This window comes from Phocaeicola sp. GP0067 (assembly GCF_031119655.1).
Lineage (GTDB): Bacteria > Bacteroidota > Bacteroidia > Bacteroidales > Bacteroidaceae > Phocaeicola > Phocaeicola vulgatus.
Genome location: NZ_JAVHZY010000003.1, coordinates 1 through 20,843, shown reverse-complemented (window position 1 = coordinate 20,843; position 20,843 = coordinate 1). Strand labels below are relative to the sequence as shown.

Below are 20,843 nucleotides of genomic sequence, written 5' to 3'. Positions count from 1 at the left end.
TTAAATCAATACTTGTTTTTCTTATGTTTTAGAATCCCAAACGCAGCGTACAGGTAAACTGCTTGGGAACGGGAGCCGACACTCCTCCCGAACGGAAAAATTCAGGATCCTGGCCGTTAAGCTTCTTGTCAGAATAAATCAGGAACAGATTGGTAGCCTGAACCTTTATGGAAGCGGACTTCAACAATTTTCCTTCAAGCAGAGAACCCGGCAGGGAGTAGGTCAGAGAGATTTCCTTCATTCTGACAAATCCACCGTCGGCAACACGGACTGTCGAGTAGTTGTAGGCATTGTACCCTAAGTTCAGGTTGGAGTACAACTGGTGATGCCTGCGGGCAGAGATGACAGGAACATTTGTCCTCTTCTCATCACCTGGAACCCTCCAACGGTTTTTAAAATCCTTTGGAGTCGCATCAAGATCATTGTATGTACTCCTAAAGACAGGATCCAACCTCACTTTGTTTCCTGCAGAGTAAGTAACGAACACATTCAATTTCCAATTTTTAATTGAAAATATATTTCCAAAGCTTCCCGTAATAGTAGGATCGGTGGGGCCTTCATACTTGAGGAAATCCAAATGTTCCATCTCCTGGAAATTCAACGTGCCATAATTGTTCTTATCCACCAACACCTTCCGATTGTTCTTATCGGAAATTTCAAATATAGGGAAGCCTTGTTCATCCAGCCCTACAAACGGAATGGAAAACAGCCCCCTGTGCGGATACCCTTCCCGTGTGAACCCGCTTCCTGAGATGAGAGCAAACATGAAGGAGCGGGTGTTGAGTTCCGTCACCTCCGTCTTGCTCAAGCCGAAAATCAGATCGGTACTCCACTCGAACCCCTTGTTTTTTATATTCTTGGTAGAAAGGGTAAATTCAAAACCGTGTGATTTCATGGAAGCCACATTCCCCATACGGTTGACCTGTCCTCCTGCGCCTTGTGTACTGGTCCACCCTATAAGGTCAAAATTGTTTCTCTTATACCAGTCGGCTGCCAGATTTATACGGTTATCCAAGAATCCCATATCCACGCCTATATTCAATTCGTGTTTTTTCTCATAGGTAAGGGATGAGTTTTCCAAATCGGATATTCTCAAGCCGGACTCTGCCACACCGGCAGAAGGACGCCATGGATTGTAACTGTTGATGACAACGCGTGAGTTTGTCACCCAAGTAGGACCGGCATCGGCAGTAAGCGAATAAGAGGCTTTCAGGGTCAGGTACGAGAAAGCAGGTTGCAGTTTCTTAAAAAACTCTTCCTCGTGCATGTTCCAGGCTGCCGCCACATTCCATGTAGGCAACCAGCGTGCGGAACGGGCCTTACCCAGACGGTTGCTGCCTTCATAACGCAACGTACCGGTCAACGTGTATCTTCTCTTGTATGAATAGGTTCCTGTAGCAAAAAATGCGATCTGACGGTTGACCGTATTGCTCACACCATAATAATTCGTGTTACGTTCCCGCATTCTTTTGAAGGCCAGATAATCAAAAAATGGAAGTTCACCGTTGTCATACTGCATTCCCCAGCCTTCGGACCAGTCACTGCTGCGTTCCTGAGAATTCACTTCAGCTCCCGCATAGGAATTCAGAATATGGGTTTCATTAAACTCCCGGTTATAGGTAGCCGCCAGACGGAAGTCATAACTGAGCATTTTATACTCGTTCTTATTGTAAAAGCCTCCCTTGGGAAGAACACTCTGTGGCAAAGTATTCGGTTTCTCCGGATCTTTGTAAAGCCATGAGTTGGCATTTATAATAGTGGCATCCCCCATGGCACGGTATGCAAGAGCCTGATTGGACATATCCTTTATCTGGTGGTTCTGCGATACGGAGGAATACTTCAATGCACCGAGAAAACTGACTTGGATTCCTGTCTTGTGCTTCCATTTGAATTCTCCCTGGAATTTTAAATCAACGATATTCAAGGAAATATTATTATTTTCCAGTTCATTAAAGATATTAAAGTCCGCATAATTGCGCATATAATTAAGTTTTGGATCCAGCGTGCGGGAAGTATTCAGGGCATATGAATAAGGATTGATGTCAAAAGAACGGGACACCTCACCAGAAACGGCATCACTGCTTTGCCCCAATGTTCCCGGGGCCTGCTGCCTGCGGTAAGAGGCATTGGCGATTCCCGTGAATGAGAGTTGCTTTGTTATGTTATATGTATTGTTCAAATTTGCTGTATACCGTGACACCTTGCTCTGTTTCATCCAGCCCGGATCATTCATCACACTCAATGAGATGTAGGATGAGGACTTCTCACTTCCTGTGGCCATGCTGACGGAATGGTTCATCATCAGTGAATTGCTGAAAAGCAGATCAAACCAGTCCGTATTTCTGAACTCAGCCTGCCGCAAATAGGCAGCTCTCGCTTCCGGAGTATTGGAAAGCCCGAACTGTCCCGTCACAGGATTGTAAAAGTGGGTAAGCTGGTACATCTTTCCATAGACACCGCTGCTGCTGGCCCTGTATACGGATGCAAAATTCAGCCATCCTTTCTCCTGAAGTTCCTGATAGATGCCCATCTGGTCCTGAGAGTTCATGATATTGAAAGTCCGGTAATTGGGTTTCAACCGGGTCGTGAATTCTCCGGTGTAGGAAAAGCTACTGTTTCCCTGCCTGCCTTTCTTGGTTGTGATCACAATTACTCCAGCCATGGCTTTAGCCCCATAAATGGATGTGGCGGATCCGTCTTTCAGAATCTGGAAGCTTTCTATGTCGTCGGGATTCAGCCCTGCTATGGCCGAACTGATCAGGGTAACGGCATCACCGGAAGAAAGATCATCCGCACCGACATCAACCACATTATCCTGAATGACACCATCTACCACCCATAACGGTTTGGAATTCCCATAAATGGAAGTAGCTCCACGCACACGGATTTTGGGTGCTGTACCAAAGGTGCCCGAAATATTCTGGATGGACACACCGGCAGAACGCCCCTCCAGCCCCCTGCTAATGTCGGCCATGCCGTCGATTTTGACATCTGAAGCGGAGAGTTTATCTGCCGCACCGGTAAATAACCGTTTGTCTGTAGCAACCATACCGGTGACCACCACTTCCTCAAGCATCTCGGAACTGGCATGCAAGGTAATCTTCATTGTTGGGGCAACCTTTACCTCCTCACTTTGCATGCCGACAAAAGAAACTACCAGCTGTGCATTTTGTGGTGCCGAGATTTTAAACTTCCCATCAATGTCAGTAATGGTCCCTTTTGATTTGTCTCCCTTGATTTGGATGGTCGCACCGATAACGGGCTCATCCTGTTCGTCAACAACAATTCCCGTCACCTTTATTTGGGAGAATGCCACTCCTATTCCCCAAAAAAGGAAGGAAACAAACAAGATTAGTTTTTGTTTCATAAGTATTAATATTTAAGTGAGTACTGTGATACAGATAAATGTATCGGAACTGTAAATGTCAACAGAGGATTAGTGATACAGCCCGGCATACAAACCGGCTTTTAATAAAAATCGAGAGTTTTCATATTTTTAAGGACTGTTGCTTTAAAATTTAATAACTGGTACGAACATAATTAAATAATTCTAAAAAACATATAGTAAAAACAAGATTATATGTATTTTGTCTTAAATATAAAACATATTGTCTGTTATCATATATAGACGGTATATTCTTTTGATAATTATCTCGGTAAAATGGCATACATGGTGCTATTGATTATCGGGAATCTTTAACCGTAAGTTTATTGTCCATAATATCCACCAATGGCTATTCCCCGGTATACCTGAAAACGTTTCGGCATTCTATATGATATTCGGAGCATTATCCATTAAAGTATAGAAGATATAAACCATATTTGCAAAGTCAAGCAAGAGTTTCCCCGCAGAGGAAACAGAAACTGTTTCTGAACACCCCAAAATGTGGATTCGGATATGTCATGTCTGATTGGTAAGTTATGGGGTACTGTTCAGCATATGCCTCTTTTCAGGAGAAGACAACAGAACCTTTCACAGACTGTAACTTGTCATCTTTCCAATGATTCCGACAGGATGAATAAACTTTCCTAGTTTAATATCATTGATGTATATAAATTTGTAGCCTCCTTGCTGAAAACAGGTGAGACAAGAAGATAACATTTAATATTTTAAGACTTATGGCAACAGTTAAAACAGTGTTAGTAAAAGGAAGAAGAACTCAAAACGGCAGATTCCCGTTGGTCGTACAGGTGCTTCACAAAAGAAAGAAAAAAGTTGTTTATACAGGCTTCAGCATTGCGGAAAGCCTGTTTGACCCGACCATGGGACGCGTCATTAACGATGGAAAAAGCGACCCGGAACTTATCAGAAGAATCAATAGTAAATGTGAGGGGATCTCAAGAACATTGTTAAAGTCTGTTTCTATGACAGAAAAGAAATTACGTATTTACGAGATAGAGGATGTATTCAAGACTTATGGCTTGCTGACACATGACACTGGCTTTTATTCCTATACTTCCGATAAAATAAGGGAGCTTCGCCAAAGTGGGCATGAGGGAACGGCACGCGCATACAATTCCAGCCTGAGCTCGATGAAAAAAATTTTAGGCAGCAGAGATTTTCCATTCAACAAACTCTCATCCCAGGTGATCACCAGGTATCACAAACAATTGCTCGCTTCGGGAGTATGTGAGAATACGATCTGTTTTTACCTGCATAACATCAAGGCTCTCTACCGGAAAGGTTGCCGGGAGATGGGGTTGGAACTGCCTTCCCCGTTTCGTGAGGTACATTTTAAAACTGAGAAAACCATCAAACGGTGTCTGGAAACGGAGGTAATTAAAAAAGTATCCAGACTGGAACTGGAGGAGGGAAGTACGGCATCTCTTGCACGGGATATCTTCATGTTCAGTTTTTATACTCGCGGAATGTCATTCGTTGATATTGCACTACTGAAAAAAGCAGATCTTTTTCCAGACGAAATTTGTTATCGACGCCATAAAACCGGACAGTTGATGCGAGTTGGGATGAACCGGCAAATCATTCGGATTCTGACCAGATACGAACATGTCGTGGGAGAATATGTCTTTCCTTTATTTACAGAAGAGCAAGAGCCATATGCAGGATATAAAAATGCCTATCACAAGATCCGTTATGCCTTAAAGAAAATCTCCTGCTCTCTTGGACTGTCAACTCCATTACGACTCCATGCCGCGCGCCACTCATGGGCCACTATAGCCAAAGAACACGGTATTCCAGTCCATATTATAGGAGAATGCCTGGGGCATATGTCGGAGGAGACGACCCGTATCTATCTGAAGGATCTGGACCGTTCCGTACTTGATGAGGTCAATAATCAAATAGCTGAGATTATTGTATGACAAGTTTATATTTATTTTATTTATGATGCATTATTTATGAAAAAATCCATATATTTGCTTTCACATCTTCACTCTCTCCCATAGAGAGTGGAAAATATGAAGCAACACTTATGGCATACATAAAAATGGTGCATTTTTTACCTTTCATGAAAGCGTTGCAAAGTTAGGTAAGTAGCTTCAGACTGTTGTTTCCTTTTTGGCTCTATATTTTGCAAATTCATTCTTCCCGTTCTTTTCTAGCGTTTTTTTGTCCGCTTTTCATCCTCTGTCTTAACTCTGTGGGAGAATATCCGAGACATCTTTTACAATATTTGGAGAAATACGCAAGGGAGGAGAACTCCAGTTCATTGGCGATGGTCCCCAACGGTAGATCTGTAACTGAAAGTTTGTACTTTATTTCCCCCAACAGCTGTTTCTGCATCCATGCAGTCGGGGCTTCCCCAAATTCCAACATGAACTGTCTTTTAAAGGCGGACAAAGACATACTGCAGGTTGACGCCATATCTTTCACTGTCCTACATTTTCCACAACTGTTTAAAACTTTATTCTTGAAATCCTGCGACCGGCCTATAATAGTATAGAAAAAAAGAGCCAGTTCCTGCCTGGAATAATAAAAACGAATATTCCAAAAAAGTTCCCTGAGTTTAGTTTCATGGAAATGAATACAGTTCGCTCCGTCTTCCAAATAGCATATCAGAAGTCCAAGAAATTTATGTAGCCGGTCTCTTATTTCAAGAGGTTCCATGCTATATTCAACTATATCTTTCAGGTGATACAACTCAGAGAAAGAAGCCTTTTGGCATGGCCATATCCCGCCCTCAAATATAGCCGCCACGACTTCACACGGTTCCAATGAATATGTGTTAAAGAGACTGTCACGACAAAAAAAGATCATTTTTCCTTCTCGGACAAGCATTTCGTGTCCTCTATACGAAATACATAAACTTCCTTTCACAACAAACAGGATACAATCTTTTGTCAGTTTTTCCTCATGATTCAACCCTGTGTCAAATTTATAGTACCGGAATCCTTCCTCTATAAATTTGAAGTAATTATAACACGATGTGTGTTCCGTCAAGTAAAATAGCTTCATTGTTTCTGCTTTTAAACTCGAATGTAAAGACTATGCATTAACATTCAAATAGTTATATAGTAAATAATCATTTTCGCTTTCACTCCGGACACCCTTAGGTACCTATATACGTATCCCGTTTGCTTGTTGCTTCATATTTTCCACTCTCTATGGGAGAGAGTGGAAATAGTGAGAATGTATAATTAAAGAGATAAAGTTGAGGTCATGAAAAAGACAATTGCGGACGGGAGGGTTCCCGCATTCATTTTTATGCCGGATAATGTTGACTAATAAAGTAAAAGTAATGGTATTATGAAGTATTTTTTTCTTCTTGTTTTTTTATGTTGTTCAGTGGAGGGCTTTTCTCAGAAAGTGGCCCTTAAGAACAATTTGGCTTATGACGCCTTGAAAACTCCCAATCTCTCCCTTGAGCTCTCAATAGGCCGGAAATGGACATTGGACACCCAGGTCGGGATGAACTTCTTTTTCTACACTCAGGATGCTACCTCCTCCCATTACAGGACGAAAAAAATCAGTCATTGGCTGGTTCAGCCCGAGCTTCGCTACTGGACATGCGATGTCTTCAACGGCTGGTTCTTCGGAGTTCACATGCATGGGGGGCAAATGAACGTTGGAGGTGTTAATATCCCATTTGTCCTGCAGAATGGGGATGGAAAGATGAGCAAGCATCGTTACGAGGGATATTTTCTGGGGGGCGGGTTGAGTGCTGGCTACCAATGGATAATCTCCAGCCGTTTCAATATGGAGGCCTCGTTAGGTGTCGGTTATATACACGCCCGCTATGACAAGTACAAGTGTACCACCTGTGGTAAGAAGCTGGGCATGGGTAGCTCGGATTACATTGGCCCCACCAAGGCTGCTATTTCCATTATCTACCTGTTAAAGTAGCTGTTCACATATCGTTCCCTTTCCTGTATTTCAAAATATAAAAACTATATCAATGAAATTATTACAATATTATAAAAAACAATTTATTATGGGGTGCCTGATTTGGTTCCCTGCCTTGAATCAGGCACAGGAGGCCTTTCCGGCTGTTAATAGGTCGGGCTGGGATTACTCCAAAAGTCGTGTAGAGCGTAGCACAAGCGGAAATAAGATAGATATAATTCTCAGCATTGTTCCTTTGGTTAAACAGAAAAAGCAGGAAATCATTTGCATCTCTCCGGTTTATGTGTCTGCGGATGGCAAAGACAGTGTACTTTTGGATCCTATCTGTATAGCCGGAAAGAAAAGATACAAGGTAATCAATCGCCGAAAGGCATTGCATAACCTGACCGGGGACGAGGCAGCTTGTGGGAAAGTGATCTCTTTCGAAAAACTGGGAGAAATCCCCTTATTATTCAAAAAGAACATTCCTTTTGAGAGATGGATGGCAGACGGACGGCTCGTTGTAAGGGAGCGGTCATATGGGTGTGCCGAGTGTGGTGTCAGAAAGCATGAGGTTTTGGCATTGAGAGCCAACATTCCACTTTTTACAGAGAAAGACTATGTCTACAATTTTATAGAACCGGAAAAAGTATTGGTTAAGTGCTACGAGGATTCCTTCGACTGTAAGGTGACTTTCCCCGTGGCACGCCATGACCTGCAAAAACAGTTTGCAGATAATAGTCAGGAACTCATCAGGCTGGAAAAATTCATCTCGGAAAACCTGAACATCAAAGGTGCGATCCTGAAAACAGTGCACATAAAAGGTTATGCATCTCCTGAAGGAGAATTCGACTATAATAGAGCCTTGGCACAAAGACGGACCCGGACCCTCTCAGAGTATGTTTACTGCAGGTATCCTTCACTGAAGAAAGTGCCGGTTTATATCCCGGAGGGTGTCGGGGAAGATTGGGAAGGACTGAGAAATATCATAATGTCCTCTTCCTTGCCTTATAAGGAAGAACTACTGTCCATTATTGACCGCTATCGGAACGATGTCGAACGTGAGTCTGCTATCCGAAAATTGGATGATGGAAAAATTTACGATACACTGTTAAAGGATTTCTACCCCGGACTGAGACGGACCACTTTCAGCCTGAGCTTTGATATAAGGCCCTATACTATGGAGGAACTTCCCGATATCTTTGAAATGAAACCAGACTGTATGAGTCTGCATGAAATGTTCCTGCTTGCTGAAATGTACGCTTCCAAGGGAAAGGTCCCTGTCCCTGTGTATAAAAAAGCATATGAGCAGTTTCCCGGGGATGTCGTGGCAGCTTTGAACTATGCCAATGCGCTACTGAAATATAACAGGGACGCGGATGGGGCATTACGGGTACTTGAACCGATAAGATATGACAGCCGTGCTCTCTTTCCTATGGCAATAGCCCATAACATGAAGGGTGACTGGCAGCAAGCGGAACAAATCCTTAAGGAAGCCCTTGAAAAGGGCAATATCCATGCAAAACGTCTGTCTGGTTCAATACAAAAATGAAAGGACGATTTTAGTCATAACTTAAAATTAGTATTAATTAAAATTAAATGCAATTATGAAAGTAATGAAGTATTTCGCTGCAGCCTCCCTGATGTTGTTTGCAGCATGTAACAATGAAGACAATCCCACATTGGAGACGGGCAACCAACCCGTAGATGTAATAGTGTCACTTAACACCATTCAGGTGGGCACCCGTGCAGCCATGGGGGATTTGCAGGATAAAGTGGAGGACCAGGCTGCCGCCAGTTTGGAAAAGGTACATGTCTATCTGATAGACCATGAGGGAAATATAACCGTAGCTGAAGAGTTTGTAAAGAATGACGCAAACTGGTCCAAGCTGGTTAATACAACAGCTGTTTCTTCTCAAGCAAATCCGGGTGGATACAAATTTAAAAATGTAGATAAAAAGACACAGAGAGCTTTGGTTATCTGCAACCCACAAGGTCACATCGCAACTGAAAAGACACCGGTTGCTCAAGTTGCAGATTATGAGCTTAAATCACTAATTGGTGACGTCATTTATGCAGAAACAAAACCTCTGTCTCCGGCAGGTCAAGAACCGTATGGGGTAGATCCTCAGGATGATCAAAGAACGGTTAAAGTCGCCGAGTTTATTTTAAAAGGTAACATGAACCGTTTTCAGGTACTCGGTACGAAATTTAGTAAAATTGAATGGAAGCAGGATGGCCAGCAGGCAGCAGAACAATGGCAAAAGGATTGGTTGCAAAAAAACACCGGAAAGCAACCCGGTGACGCATTGGCAGCTTTTGTAGCAGCTGTTGGCAAATACGATCAGAAAACCGGAAAATCTCCCCAAAAGACAGAGTGGGACAAATATTTTCAAGTTGTAGACGTTACCGCAGAGAACACCGGTATAGTGATGAACCGCTTCTATGACAAATTTCATGTTTTGGATCAAACCTCAAATACGTTAATGTACGCCAAAACTTATGCCGGTAATAGATATAAATTTGCAGATGGAACATTCATGCCGGATGGAAAAACAGATTTGTCTTCAGCTGCATCCTATTACAATACAAACGGTTTTGATTTTAAAGGGCAAAAAGCAGCCGCTTTCAACTTTTTTACAGACAAGGTAACCGATTATGGTAAAAATGGGAATGCACCGACTTTGCACTTTATCTTTAAAGAAGGCGGGAAAGTAAGCGCTAATCGTCGTTTCCTTAACATCAATGCCTATACGGGCACTGAAGGCCAGGCAACCGCATTGGACGCCACTAAGAACAAGGCTGGAAAATTATTGAATATTGATTTGTCCAAAGTGAATAATAATAATGGTATTCTGGTAGATGTAGATCCCACCATCCCTGAAGGTGTAGCTCCTGATCCTCAAGGTGGAGATGATTTTGTTGATGAAAATGTGAATGTTATCGTACGTGTAGAGGTTGAACCGTGGACAGCAGTAAATGTTTTCCCTATCCTTGACTAACAGGTAGATATTTGCAGACAGTTTGCCAGACAGGATTTTTGTCTTTTCTAATAAAAGCGGAATCCCCGGCATTTTTCGGGAGGGGGTAGCCTGTCCCCTCCATTTTTTATCAGAATACAGGAAGCATATGATCTCCACATGTGGAAGGTTGTTGTTTCGTTTTATAACCATTACCATAAATTATGAACATAAGATACATATCCACGTGGTTGGGGCTGATGGGCACGTTATATCTTCTGATGGCCTGCAACAGAGTCTATGATAATTTGGACGGGTGCTTTGGCAATACAGTAACTTTCTCCTATCAGGCAGATGACAACAGGGAACATCTACAGGAATATGTGGATGGTATCGAGGTCTTTATTTTTGATGCTGGAAGTGGAGCACTTGTAGAAAAGCATCATTTGGAGAGAGAACGGATATTTTCCAATTTAGAAGTCAGGCTTCCCGAGGGGAGTTACAAGGTGGTGGCTGTGGGCAATGCTTTGGAGGAAACTCTCATAAATAAAGACAGCAATTATCAGACAGCGTCCATATCCCGTCCCGAACTGTCAGAAAAGGACGGGCATGCTGTAGGAACATTCGACAAACTGTACCTGGGTGAGACCATCATAACCTCGAAAGCCATGCATGATTCCCACGATGTGTTAAAACTTTATTCTCAGCATGTACAAATTCATGCGGTGGTACTTCCTGATACAGAGGAGGATGCCGGACTTTGGTTTGGACAGAACAACGGGAAAGGCTTTCATCTGGTTATGGAACCTCTGACTTCCCGCCTTTCTTTTTCCGGGAAAAGGAGTGGTATCACTTCTTTTGACATTCCCTTTATTGCTGTGAAAGAGAAAGGCTGTTTTATTCTGGACTTCAATACCTTGCGTTTCGATGATGGTGATCCGATAGCAATCCGGTTAATGAAAGGAGAAGACACTCTTTGTACCGTGGACGTGGCGCAATATATCGCGCAGTATCATGACCGGATATGCATAACAGGACGACAGGAGGCTGTGCTGCCGTTGTTTTTCCGACAAAATCCGTATTCTCTAAGCATAAGCGTGAAACCTTGGGAGTCTGTCGATGTTGTTCCGATAACCTATTGAATAGAATGAAAATGTATAACTTATATAAGAAATTAACAAGACAGACGTACCGCCGTGCGGTTGTACCGGTTCTTATCCTGTCTTTGTTTTGTTCATGCGAACGGTCTGCTGAGAATCCGGTCATGTCTGATGACGGCATGGCAACCGTCAGCTTGAGTCTGGATACACGTGCTATTTCTGCCGGGGGATTCTTGCATGACAGTTCGGACAAGTGGTTTATCAACGGCGAGTTGTTCCCGCAAGAAGGATCTACTCCGAGCGTGGCGCTGATGATATACAGTCGGGAGCAGCAAAGATATGTTTACAGCAAGCTGACTCCGTTCATTCCGGAAGGAAACGGAACTTACAGGACCAAAGTCCGCATTCCGGCAGGTGAAACAGACTTTTATGCCCTGTATGTCTCCAACCAGTTTCCCGGCTCTCCCGAGATTCCTTATTATACCTCTGCCGGCACCTTGCACCCCCGAATGCCGTGGGACTTTCACTCTATTTTCCAGCAGGATGTACAAATGGATGATTTCCGGAATGCCGGTTTTCCGGTTTTCTTTGAAAAATCAGGCGATACTTATACAATCCCTTCAGAAGCATACTACAACGGCGCTTCCGGTACCGGAAACTCCGGAAAGGATGTGTTCTGGTATAACCTGAACAGCAACCCGTGGACCAATCCTATTTTGGGTATCGGTAACAAGGCCCCCCTGTTTACAGTCTCAGGGAAACTGACCGCTACGGTGATTCCCGTCTCTAAAGATATTCCGTCCCAATCGCTTGCCATTCCATTATACAGGGACTTTCCAAGATTCAAGTTTTTCATCGCGTCCACTTCCGACCACAAGGGGAAAGCCTGCCTGGAGGCGGTCGCATTCCTGTATTTTCCCGTTGTTACATCACCTTCCTTCCGTGAGGACGATGCAGAAGCAGGCTTGGGACAAAGTGCTTTAAAAGGTGTTTTGGCAGAAAAGGCGGGCTCGTATTCTTACGGGTATAACTATGCTTATCCTTCCTCTGAAAGAGCCATCCGGCAGGCACCTGTGAAAAGCGGTCCTTCAGGCGGTATTGATTATGATGCCATTTTAAGGCAGGAAGGTTATGAACTGGTATTTCCACAGTACCTTGCTCCTTATCTGCCACGGGAGAACGCATGGCAGGCGAAACTGCCCCATCCAAAACTGCTTCTTAAAATAGGTTATTACGAGGGGGAAGCGCAACCAGTAAAAATTCGGGAGTATCTCATTGACATAGGAGAGAAAGGCAATGGCCTGAAATATGACGGTGCCATCTACCCTAATAGGGATTACCGCGTTTTCCTCATCCTTCCTGCAAGCATTGAGCAGGATCTTATTTATAGAATCGAACCTTGGAAGACGAGAGAAACGAATATTCCCGACTTTCAATAAAGTTATTTATGGCTTATGAAAACGATGACAATGAAATCTATCAAGCAATATAAGTTCTCACTCCTGCATATTTTCATCATATGTCTCTCAATTCCGGGGATGCTCGGGGTGGTTTCCGTCCTTTCCGGTTGTGAGGACGAAAATACGGGTGATTTTGTGAAGGGAGATACCGGATATCTGACCTTTTCAGTATCTGGACATACTGTCATTCAGACACGTTCAGGGGCGACTCCAGCTCAGGAACAGAAAGTGGAGAACTTGTACATGTTTCTCTTTAATGCGGAAAATGGCAATAAAGAGGCAAGCGTATATTGTACCGGAGACCAATTGGTTAAGACTGATGAAGGATATAAGGTAAGGTTGTCAGACATGACGGCCGGAAATAAGAAAGTGGTGGCTCTCGCCAATATAAGGGCTGATGTCTCAGATGTAAAACAGCGAATAAGAATTACCAAGGAAGAGCTTGATGCCATCAATACTCTAGAGGACTTGCAGCAGTGGACCGCATTTCTGGCATCGGACAAAGAGACCGGAACATTATCGGAAGACGAGCTTTTTCTCATGTGTACAGATGTGACGGATATCACATTGAACAACACAGGTGGAGCCAATGCCGTCACCATTCCCCTGCACAGGCTGATGGCAAAAGTGGAGTTTAGAATAATTGACAGTCCCGGTTTTATTCCCACTGTCTGGCACGTGATCAATATACCATCCAAAACCTATCTACTCAGACCGGCAAGTACGTCTTCTTTGGAGCAAAGGGATTACTTTATGGAAAAAGATCAGAAATTCGCAGGTACCGGATATGGTGACAGGTTTACTTTCTATCAACTGGAAAGCCTTTTGGAGCCCCAATCTAAAATAACGGAATCGGGGGACCGTGGATACAGGAAGCGTGCATTACATAAGAAAACTGGAAATGATTACCAAAAGACTAACGGGGAATTCATGAATGCTCCGGAACAGGTAACCTATGTGGTCATTGAGGGGGAATACAACGGGCCTCGAAAAGAGGGAGAGCCAACGATGGTTGCAGGAAATGTCAAATATACTATCCCATTGGGATATACTGACAATACAGATCCCGTCAATGATTATAAGATAGAACGCAACACGCACTATATCTATAATATCAGGGTGAGAGGGGTGAATGACATCTATGTGGAAGCAGTAAGGAAGGATCCTGAAGGTAATCCGGACTCGGAAAGGCATCCGGGAACGGAGGGTGCTGTTACGGAAGTGCAGAACCAATGGGAGATCGATGCACACTATGAGCAACGTCTGCTGAAATTGACTGAGCAGGAATTCGGAGAAATGAATCTCCAAGGTATCACTTGCATAGTGAAGACACCGTTCGGGACTGAGAGGTTTTCATTGGAGGATTTGAAACAAAACCCTAAATATGAAAAATTGTGTTCCTGGGTTACATTCAGGTGCAATTCTATGGCCACCTGGTTTGGAAAGAAATATTATTATGCGGGAACACAAGACCAACTGAACAGGTATCCGGCGAATGGTGTCGGAAATCCGATAAAGTCCCTGAAAGAAATATTGGATATCCTGCAAAAGAACTGGTTATGGCTTCTACAAAACTACCCAAACCGTTACAGTGAATCCGAGACAATATTCTCATACGACAGGCACGAAGCATATATTACGGTATATTTTGATGAATATTTTTATGAAACTGACCCTTTGACTGGTTCACCTGTTCATTGGAGCAAATTCGTTAACACATTCCCCCGAGAACTGACAATCGCTCTTCAGAAAAGAACAAGTGTTGACGGCCAGTCTGTCTATTATGACCAACCATTATTCTCGGTTCGGCAGAATCCCATATATACCGTCTATGATTCCAGAGAGGCCGAGCCCTATTACGCATTCGGTACGGAATCTGTCAACGAGACAGGAAATGCTCTTTTACCGGAATTCAATATTTCCAATGAAGAATGGAGATACTTTGCCGGATGGAGCAACTGTTTCAGTTATCATAATAACGGAAATTTTGGCAATTGGGCAGACCTACACGGGGGAAACTGGAACGACCAGCTGTATGCCCCCAATGATAAAAAAAGGAACCCTTTCTATGCCTGCCTTTATCGCAACAGGGATCTAAACCGTAATGGCAAAATCGACCTGGATGAGGTGCGCTGGTATGTTCCCAGTGCCATACAGTTGATAGACCTTGCCTTGGGGGACAAGGGGCTGCCGGAAAGCGTCCGTCTGTATCAGGAAGATGATCATTCGGGAATAAGGCAGCACCGGTGGTATGTCAGTTCCTCACCGGGAAACATAAACAATGGGAGGTTTCCCTATTTCTTATGGAGCGAGGAAGGGTTCAGTATCGGGGCTGACTGGAATCCTGCTTCAGGAGGAGATAAGAAAAATGGCTATAATTTGCGGTGCGTACGCTCGTTGGGACAGATTCCCGGTGCGCATTACGATGATCAGGGGATGCACACAATTTCCAATAATATACCAGCCACAGCTTCCTCACCTGCATATGTATACAACAATAATCTGAACAATAAGACCATGCGTTTGCCGGGACAATTTGTCGAGCATGGAGAAATCCCAAAGCATTATTTTAAGGATGATGTTTCATTACCCTACTGGAGTTTTTATGTCTCAGAAAAGAACCTGGGCCCCTACACGATGGGTGAACTTAAAAAGATGCTGCAGCAAGGTACAAGTCCGTGTGAGAATTATACAGAGAAAGGAGTAAAACATTGGAGGATGCCTACAGTGCGGGAAATGCAATTGATAGCTGACACTTACGATACAAAAACTTTGGCGGATGGTGTCAATAGGTTCTTTGTCTCGACATGGACGGAAGATGGAAAGTATTTGAAAGCTTTTGAGAAAATAGGTGGAGTCCGAAAATTTCATGTTTACAATGAAAGTGATGACAATGCCACAGGATACATAAGGTGCGTGAAAGACAAAGAATGATATGGTAGAATTACATACTTTTGTAGAATCGCTATCTTTTAATATGAAGGTGTGTCACAATGGATGAGCTGCCCTCCAAAAGTTAGACATAAAACTTTTGGGGGGCAGTTTAATTTGACATACCTTCATATTATAATAGTTCTCTCTGAAGGAACAATCTAGTGGTTATTTATCTAAATAGGAGATATTTTAGAGAAAGACTTTTTAATTTGAATAAAATTTTAGGATATGCTGCATTTATTAGGCAGAGCAATATCCGTAATGCTGTAGAATATAATATCTAAAGCTGTTTCGTGTAAAATGATATTAACAAAAATGCAGCTGTTCCGCTTATGTTATCACAAACTTTCCAAATTTCCATTTGAATAAAATTTGGTATATCCATTTGTTTTTCATATATTTGCAAAAATAGCAGGCTCTAATTTACTGTTTTTTAGCACATAAATTCTTTTTTGCGCATCGGATATTTTTCATCCTCCTCTTAAAAATCACACAGGTCCTGCTTAAAGAAAAATCATTTTATAAACCATTGTGGGGTGTTGGACAAATACCCCTGTCAAAACGTGACTTTATGCGATATAAAGAAAGTTTGCTGTTGCCATTCTTTGGGGCAATAATCGCCGTTTCACCTTTGGCGGCGCAGGAAAAACCAATGTTGAAGATAGGAGGCGCACTCCGTTTCAACTACAATTACTCGGACTGGAAACCTGAAAACCGGAATCGTGGCGGAGAATTCGACTTCGACGTGTTCCGTCTGAACGTGAACGCTTCTTACAAGAAATTTGATTTAGCGGCGGATTACCGTTTCTATCCTTCCTCCTCGGGAGGCGGGATGCTCAGAGAGGGCTGGATAGGCTATCGTTTCAGTGATTCACATCGGTTACAAATAGGCCTGACAACGGTCCCTTTCGGTATCCTGCCTTATACGGGTAACAATTATTTCTTCAATCTGAACTATTATGCCGGTCTCGAGGACGATGCGGACATGGGGATAAAATACCTCTTCTATAAAGATCGCTGGGAATTGTCGTTCGCCTATTTCCAGAATGCCGATCTTTCCGGGACTGGCGGCGACTCAGAACTGTCCGCCAGCCGTTATGCCTATGACATCGCCGGACGTGACAAGGAGGCGCATCAGGGCAATTTCCGGGTGGTATATCATTTCGGAAACTTGTGGAGACAGCGGCTCGGAGGTTCGGTACTGGTGGGTGGGCTATATAATATGGACACACGGAAGACGGGACTCCGTACCGCTTTTGCCCTGCACTATGTAGCCGACTATCGACGGTGGAACCTTAAAATGCAGTATACCAACTATAATCTCAGACCCGTACGGGCTCCAGGGGAAGACAGACATGTGGTGACAATGGCGGCTTACGGATCGTCTTACCGAATCGCTTCCAGGGCGGATATATATACGGTGTCATTGTCCTACCGGATTCCCGTGAACAGGTTGTTTCTGGACGATATCTGCCTGTACAATGATTTCAGCCTACTCAACAAACGCGTTGCCGGGTTTAATGACAGCCTGGAGAACGTGACGGGGTGTTCTTTGGCGATGGGAAAGGTCTTCGCCTACATCGACTATGCCGTGGGAAGGAACCACGCATGGCTGGGGGATATATGGGATGAAGCTTTCGCCCGAGGGACGGAAGACAACTGGAATGTCAGATTCAATATAAATATAGGATATTATTTTTAAAGGATTATGGATAAGAACAAAATTGAAATCAGGGATTTGTATTTGATTTTCGGCTCTGAAAGAAGCAAGGCTTTCAGAATGCTGAAAAAAGGAAAGAGTAAAAATGAGATATTGAAGGAAACCGGATGCACGATTGCCGTGAACAATGCCAGCCTCTCTGTCCGGGAGGGTGAGATATTTGTGATCATGGGACTCTCGGGAAGCGGAAAGTCAAGCCTGCTCAGATGCATCAACCGGCTGAACAGGCCTACCTCCGGTGAGATTCTGATCAACGGTGAGGATATCGCCGGAATGCCAGTGGAACGGTTGCGGTCCCTGCGTCGGAAGGAACTGGCGATGGTATTCCAGCATTTCGGGCTGCTGCCCCATTATACCGTATTGCAGAATATCGCTTTCGGGCTTGAACTGCAGGGAGTGGAGAAGAGGGAACGTGAACTAAAGGCGGCGGAAAGCATGCGTCTGGTCGGGCTGGACGGATACGCTGACTTGAAGGTCAGCGAACTGTCCGGGGGCATGCAACAACGGGTAGGATTGGCACGTGCCCTGGCCAACGATCCGGAAGTCCTGCTGATGGACGAGGCCTTCTCCGCTCTGGACCCGCTGATACGGGTACAGATGCAGGACGAGCTGCTGGCCTTGCAGTCAAAAATGAAAAAAACCATCGTATTTATCACACACGACCTGGAGGAGGCTGTCAAGCTGGGTGACCGTATCGCTATCATGCGCGATGGGGAGATACAGCAAACCGGCACCTCCGAGGAGATACTGACCGCCCCCGCCAATGAGTATGTGAGGTGTTTTGTGGAAAATGTGGACCGCAGCAGGATTGTCACTGCCGCCGCCATCATGGTGGACAAGCCTATGGTGGCAAGGTTGGGAAAAGAAGGACCGGAGGTGTTGACCCGGAAGATGAGAGAACGGAAGACAACTGTGTTGCCTGTAGTGGACCCGGATGGTATACTGGTAGGCGAGGTCCGCCTGGAAGATCTTCTCAGACTGCGCAAGGAGCATATCCTGCATATAGACCCTGTGATCAAGAAAGAGGTACATTCCGTATTAAGTGACACTGTGGTGGAGGACATACTTCCCCTGATGACGAAGACCAACTCACCCATTTGGGTGGTCAATGAGAAACGGGAGTTCGAAGGGATGGTACCGCTCGCGTCACTCATTATTGAGGTGACGGGCAAAGACAGAAAAGAAATTAATGAAATCATTCAAAATGCAATAGAATTATGATAGAAATAGGAAAATATATCGAATCGGCCGTGGAATGGCTGACTGAACACGGAGCGGCTTTTTTTGACTTGCTGGGTCTGGCAGTGGAAGGAATCATTGACTGGATCCTGCATGTCCTGCTTGGAATGCCCTTTTATATACCCATTGCAATCCTCTCCTTTATGGCATGGTATAAAAGTGGCCGGGGTACAGGCCTGTTTACCCTCTTGGGTCTGTCACTCGTTTACGGGATGGGACTCTGGGAGGAGACCATGCAGACCCTGGCTCTGGTACTTTCCTCCACCGGCATGGCGCTGCTGCTGGGAATCCCTCTGGGGATCTGGATGGCGGGCAGCAGACGTTGCAACAAAGTCATGCTGCCGGTACTTGATTGTATGCAGACTATGCCGGCCTTTGTCTATCTGATACCGGCAGTGCTCTTTTTCGGGCTGGGGACAGTGCCGGGAGCCTTTGCCACGATCATTTTCGCCATGCCTCCGGTAGCAAGGCTCACCGCATTGGGTATCCGTCAGGTGCCGAAAAATGTGGTGGAGGCCGCCCGGTCTTTTGGAGCCACTTCTTGGCAGCTGCTCTACAAGGTACAATTACCGCTGGCGTTGCCAACTATTCTTGCCGGTGTCAACCAGACCATCATGATGTCGCTCTCCATGGTAGTGGTAGCCGCCATGATATCAGCCGGAGGTTTGGGGGAAATAGTATTGAAAGGCATTACCCAAATGAAGATTGGCATGGGATTCGAAGGGGGGATCGCTGTCGTGATACTGGCTATCGTGCTTGACCGGATCACGCAGGGAATAGCACGAAGAAAATAAAAGGAGTAAAAAACATATAAAAGACAGAATGATTATGAGAAACAGAACGATTTTTTTTACAGTCTTATTGGCTGTCACGATATTCTTCTCATGCGGAAACATTTCTGACAAGAAAATCCGTATAGCCTATGCGAACTGGGCCGAAGGGATAGCGGTCACCTATCTGGCCAAGGAGATTCTCTCGGAGCAAGGATACAGAATAGAACTTTTGAATGCGGACATAGCTCCCATATTCACTTCGTTGGCAAGAGGCAAGACAGACGTGTTCATGGACAGCTGGCTGCCGGTGACCCATGCCGATTATTTCCGGAAATACAATGATGAACTGGAAATCCTCGGGCAGATATACGACAGTGCCCGTATCGGGCTTGTGGTGCCCGAATATGTCCCAGTCCATACAATAGAGGAACTGGACGGTCATACCGGACGGTTTTCCGGAGAGATCGTGGGAATTGATGCGGGTACCGGTATCATGAAATGCACGGAGAAAGCCATCCCTGAATACGGTCTGGACTACAGGCTCATGATCTCCAGTGGTCCCGCCATGACGGCATTGCTGAAGAAGGCTATCGACAAGAAGGAATGGATCGTGGTGACCGGATGGACCCCGCACTGGATGTTTGACCGCTTTCGCCTGAGGGTGCTGGAAGATTCGAAAAACGTTTATGGAGAGGCCGAGCAAATCCATTCTATTGCCAGGAAGGGGTTCAGTAAGGAACATCCGTTCGCTGCCGCCCTTTTGGGAAACATCCATCTTTCCGACAGCGAGATCAGCTCCCTGATGCGGGGCATAGAGGAAACCCGTGGAACCGAGACAAGAGCTGTACGCCAGTGGATGGATGGGCATAGGGATTTGATAGACAGCTGGATTCCGGACAAGGAGAAATACAGCCGATGAACATCACGCTGGAATGGATGACTCTCAAGTTTCTTTCTTCGCAAGGTGGAATGACAACTTCCTTTCGAATTGATGATAATATTAAAAAGGAACATCTGCCTGGCTATCTTGTATAAACAAAAAGACTGTTTTACGTAATTCTCTGTCCAATACACGTAATAAAAATACAAATACATATTTTTAACTTTGTACTATTATAGTTAACATCATAAAATAAGTATTTTCTTTAATAAAAACAATCAGCGACAATATGAAAAAAATATGCTTTTTTTTCTTTCTGCTGTTCAGCTTGCAGTCTTTCTCACAGAAGGTTGTGCTAAAAAACAACCTTGTCTATGACGCCCTGCTGACACCCAATCTTTCTGTAGAGTTTTCCCTGGGGAAGAAATGGACTTTGGATACCCAAGTGGGTATGAATTTCTTCTTTTATGAAAGTGATGCTACCGCAGGCGGTTA

The 20,843-nt window shown here is 44.4% G+C and carries 14 protein-coding genes; 12 read left to right on the top strand and 2 right to left on the bottom strand.

Annotated features, from left to right (window positions below; genetic code table 11):
- Positions 1–28 precede the first annotated feature (28 nt).
- Entirely contained in the window at positions 29–3,367 is a 3,339-nt protein-coding gene (locus RE317_RS03230) for a SusC/RagA family TonB-linked outer membrane protein (RefSeq protein WP_151849446.1), read from the bottom strand.
- Between the two features lie 752 nt (positions 3,368–4,119).
- Here RE317_RS03230 and RE317_RS03225 point away from each other — a divergent pair.
- A complete protein-coding gene (locus RE317_RS03225) occupies positions 4,120–5,322 on the top strand; it encodes a tyrosine-type recombinase/integrase (protein WP_195588852.1) in 1,203 nt (400 codons plus the stop codon).
- A gap of 217 nt (positions 5,323–5,539) precedes the next feature.
- On the opposite strand, the gene RE317_RS03220 is transcribed toward RE317_RS03225, so the two are convergent.
- Positions 5,540–6,415, bottom strand: a complete 876-nt coding sequence (locus tag RE317_RS03220; RefSeq protein WP_151849448.1) for an AraC family transcriptional regulator — start codon at positions 6,413–6,415, stop codon at positions 5,540–5,542.
- A gap of 291 nt (positions 6,416–6,706) precedes the next feature.
- Between RE317_RS03220 and RE317_RS03215 the strand changes: the two genes are divergently transcribed.
- From RE317_RS03215 to RE317_RS03165, 11 genes are all read left to right on the top strand, one after another.
- Positions 6,707–7,303, top strand: a complete 597-nt coding sequence (locus RE317_RS03215; RefSeq protein ID WP_151849449.1) for a DUF3575 domain-containing protein — start codon at positions 6,707–6,709, stop codon at positions 7,301–7,303.
- Between the two features lie 52 nt (positions 7,304–7,355).
- Positions 7,356–8,834 (top strand): DUF3868 domain-containing protein, encoded by a 1,479-nt coding sequence (locus RE317_RS03210; RefSeq protein WP_303266142.1) that lies wholly within the window; start codon positions 7,356–7,358, stop codon positions 8,832–8,834.
- 55 nt (positions 8,835–8,889) lie between these two features.
- Positions 8,890–10,284 carry a hypothetical protein gene (locus RE317_RS03205; RefSeq protein ID WP_151849451.1) on the top strand — a complete coding sequence of 465 codons (1,395 nt, stop codon included), beginning with the start codon at positions 8,890–8,892 and terminating at the stop codon, positions 10,282–10,284.
- Between the two features lie 182 nt (positions 10,285–10,466).
- Complete coding sequence (locus RE317_RS03200; RefSeq protein WP_149926491.1) at positions 10,467–11,384, top strand: FimB/Mfa2 family fimbrial subunit; 918 nt, start codon at positions 10,467–10,469, stop codon at positions 11,382–11,384.
- Positions 11,385–11,389: 5 nt separating this feature from the next.
- On the top strand, positions 11,390–12,781 hold the full coding sequence (locus tag RE317_RS03195; RefSeq protein WP_303266141.1) for a DUF5042 domain-containing protein: 1,392 nt from the start codon (positions 11,390–11,392) through the stop codon (positions 12,779–12,781).
- Positions 12,782–12,796: 15 nt separating this feature from the next.
- A complete protein-coding gene (locus RE317_RS03190; RefSeq protein ID WP_303266140.1) occupies positions 12,797–15,736 on the top strand; it encodes a fimbrial protein in 2,940 nt (979 codons plus the stop codon).
- Positions 15,737–16,307: 571 nt separating this feature from the next.
- The gene (locus RE317_RS03185) at positions 16,308–17,438 is read left to right on the top strand and encodes a hypothetical protein (RefSeq protein WP_195588836.1); all 1,131 of its coding nucleotides are present in this window, start codon (positions 16,308–16,310) and stop codon (positions 17,436–17,438) included.
- A gap of 6 nt (positions 17,439–17,444) precedes the next feature.
- Positions 17,445–18,677, top strand: coding sequence for a glycine betaine/L-proline ABC transporter ATP-binding protein (locus tag RE317_RS03180; RefSeq protein ID WP_151849455.1), 1,233 nt, complete (start codon positions 17,445–17,447; stop codon positions 18,675–18,677).
- Entirely contained in the window at positions 18,674–19,489 is an 816-nt protein-coding gene (locus tag RE317_RS03175; RefSeq protein ID WP_151849456.1) for a proline/glycine betaine ABC transporter permease, read from the top strand. Before RE317_RS03180 ends, RE317_RS03175 begins: the two co-directional genes overlap by 4 nt.
- Before the next feature lie 34 nt (positions 19,490–19,523).
- Positions 19,524–20,387, top strand: coding sequence for a glycine betaine ABC transporter substrate-binding protein (locus RE317_RS03170; protein ID WP_151849457.1), 864 nt, complete (start codon positions 19,524–19,526; stop codon positions 20,385–20,387).
- A gap of 250 nt (positions 20,388–20,637) precedes the next feature.
- On the top strand, positions 20,638–20,843 hold a 206-nt coding region (locus RE317_RS03165; RefSeq protein ID WP_303266139.1), incomplete at its 3' end, for a DUF3575 domain-containing protein.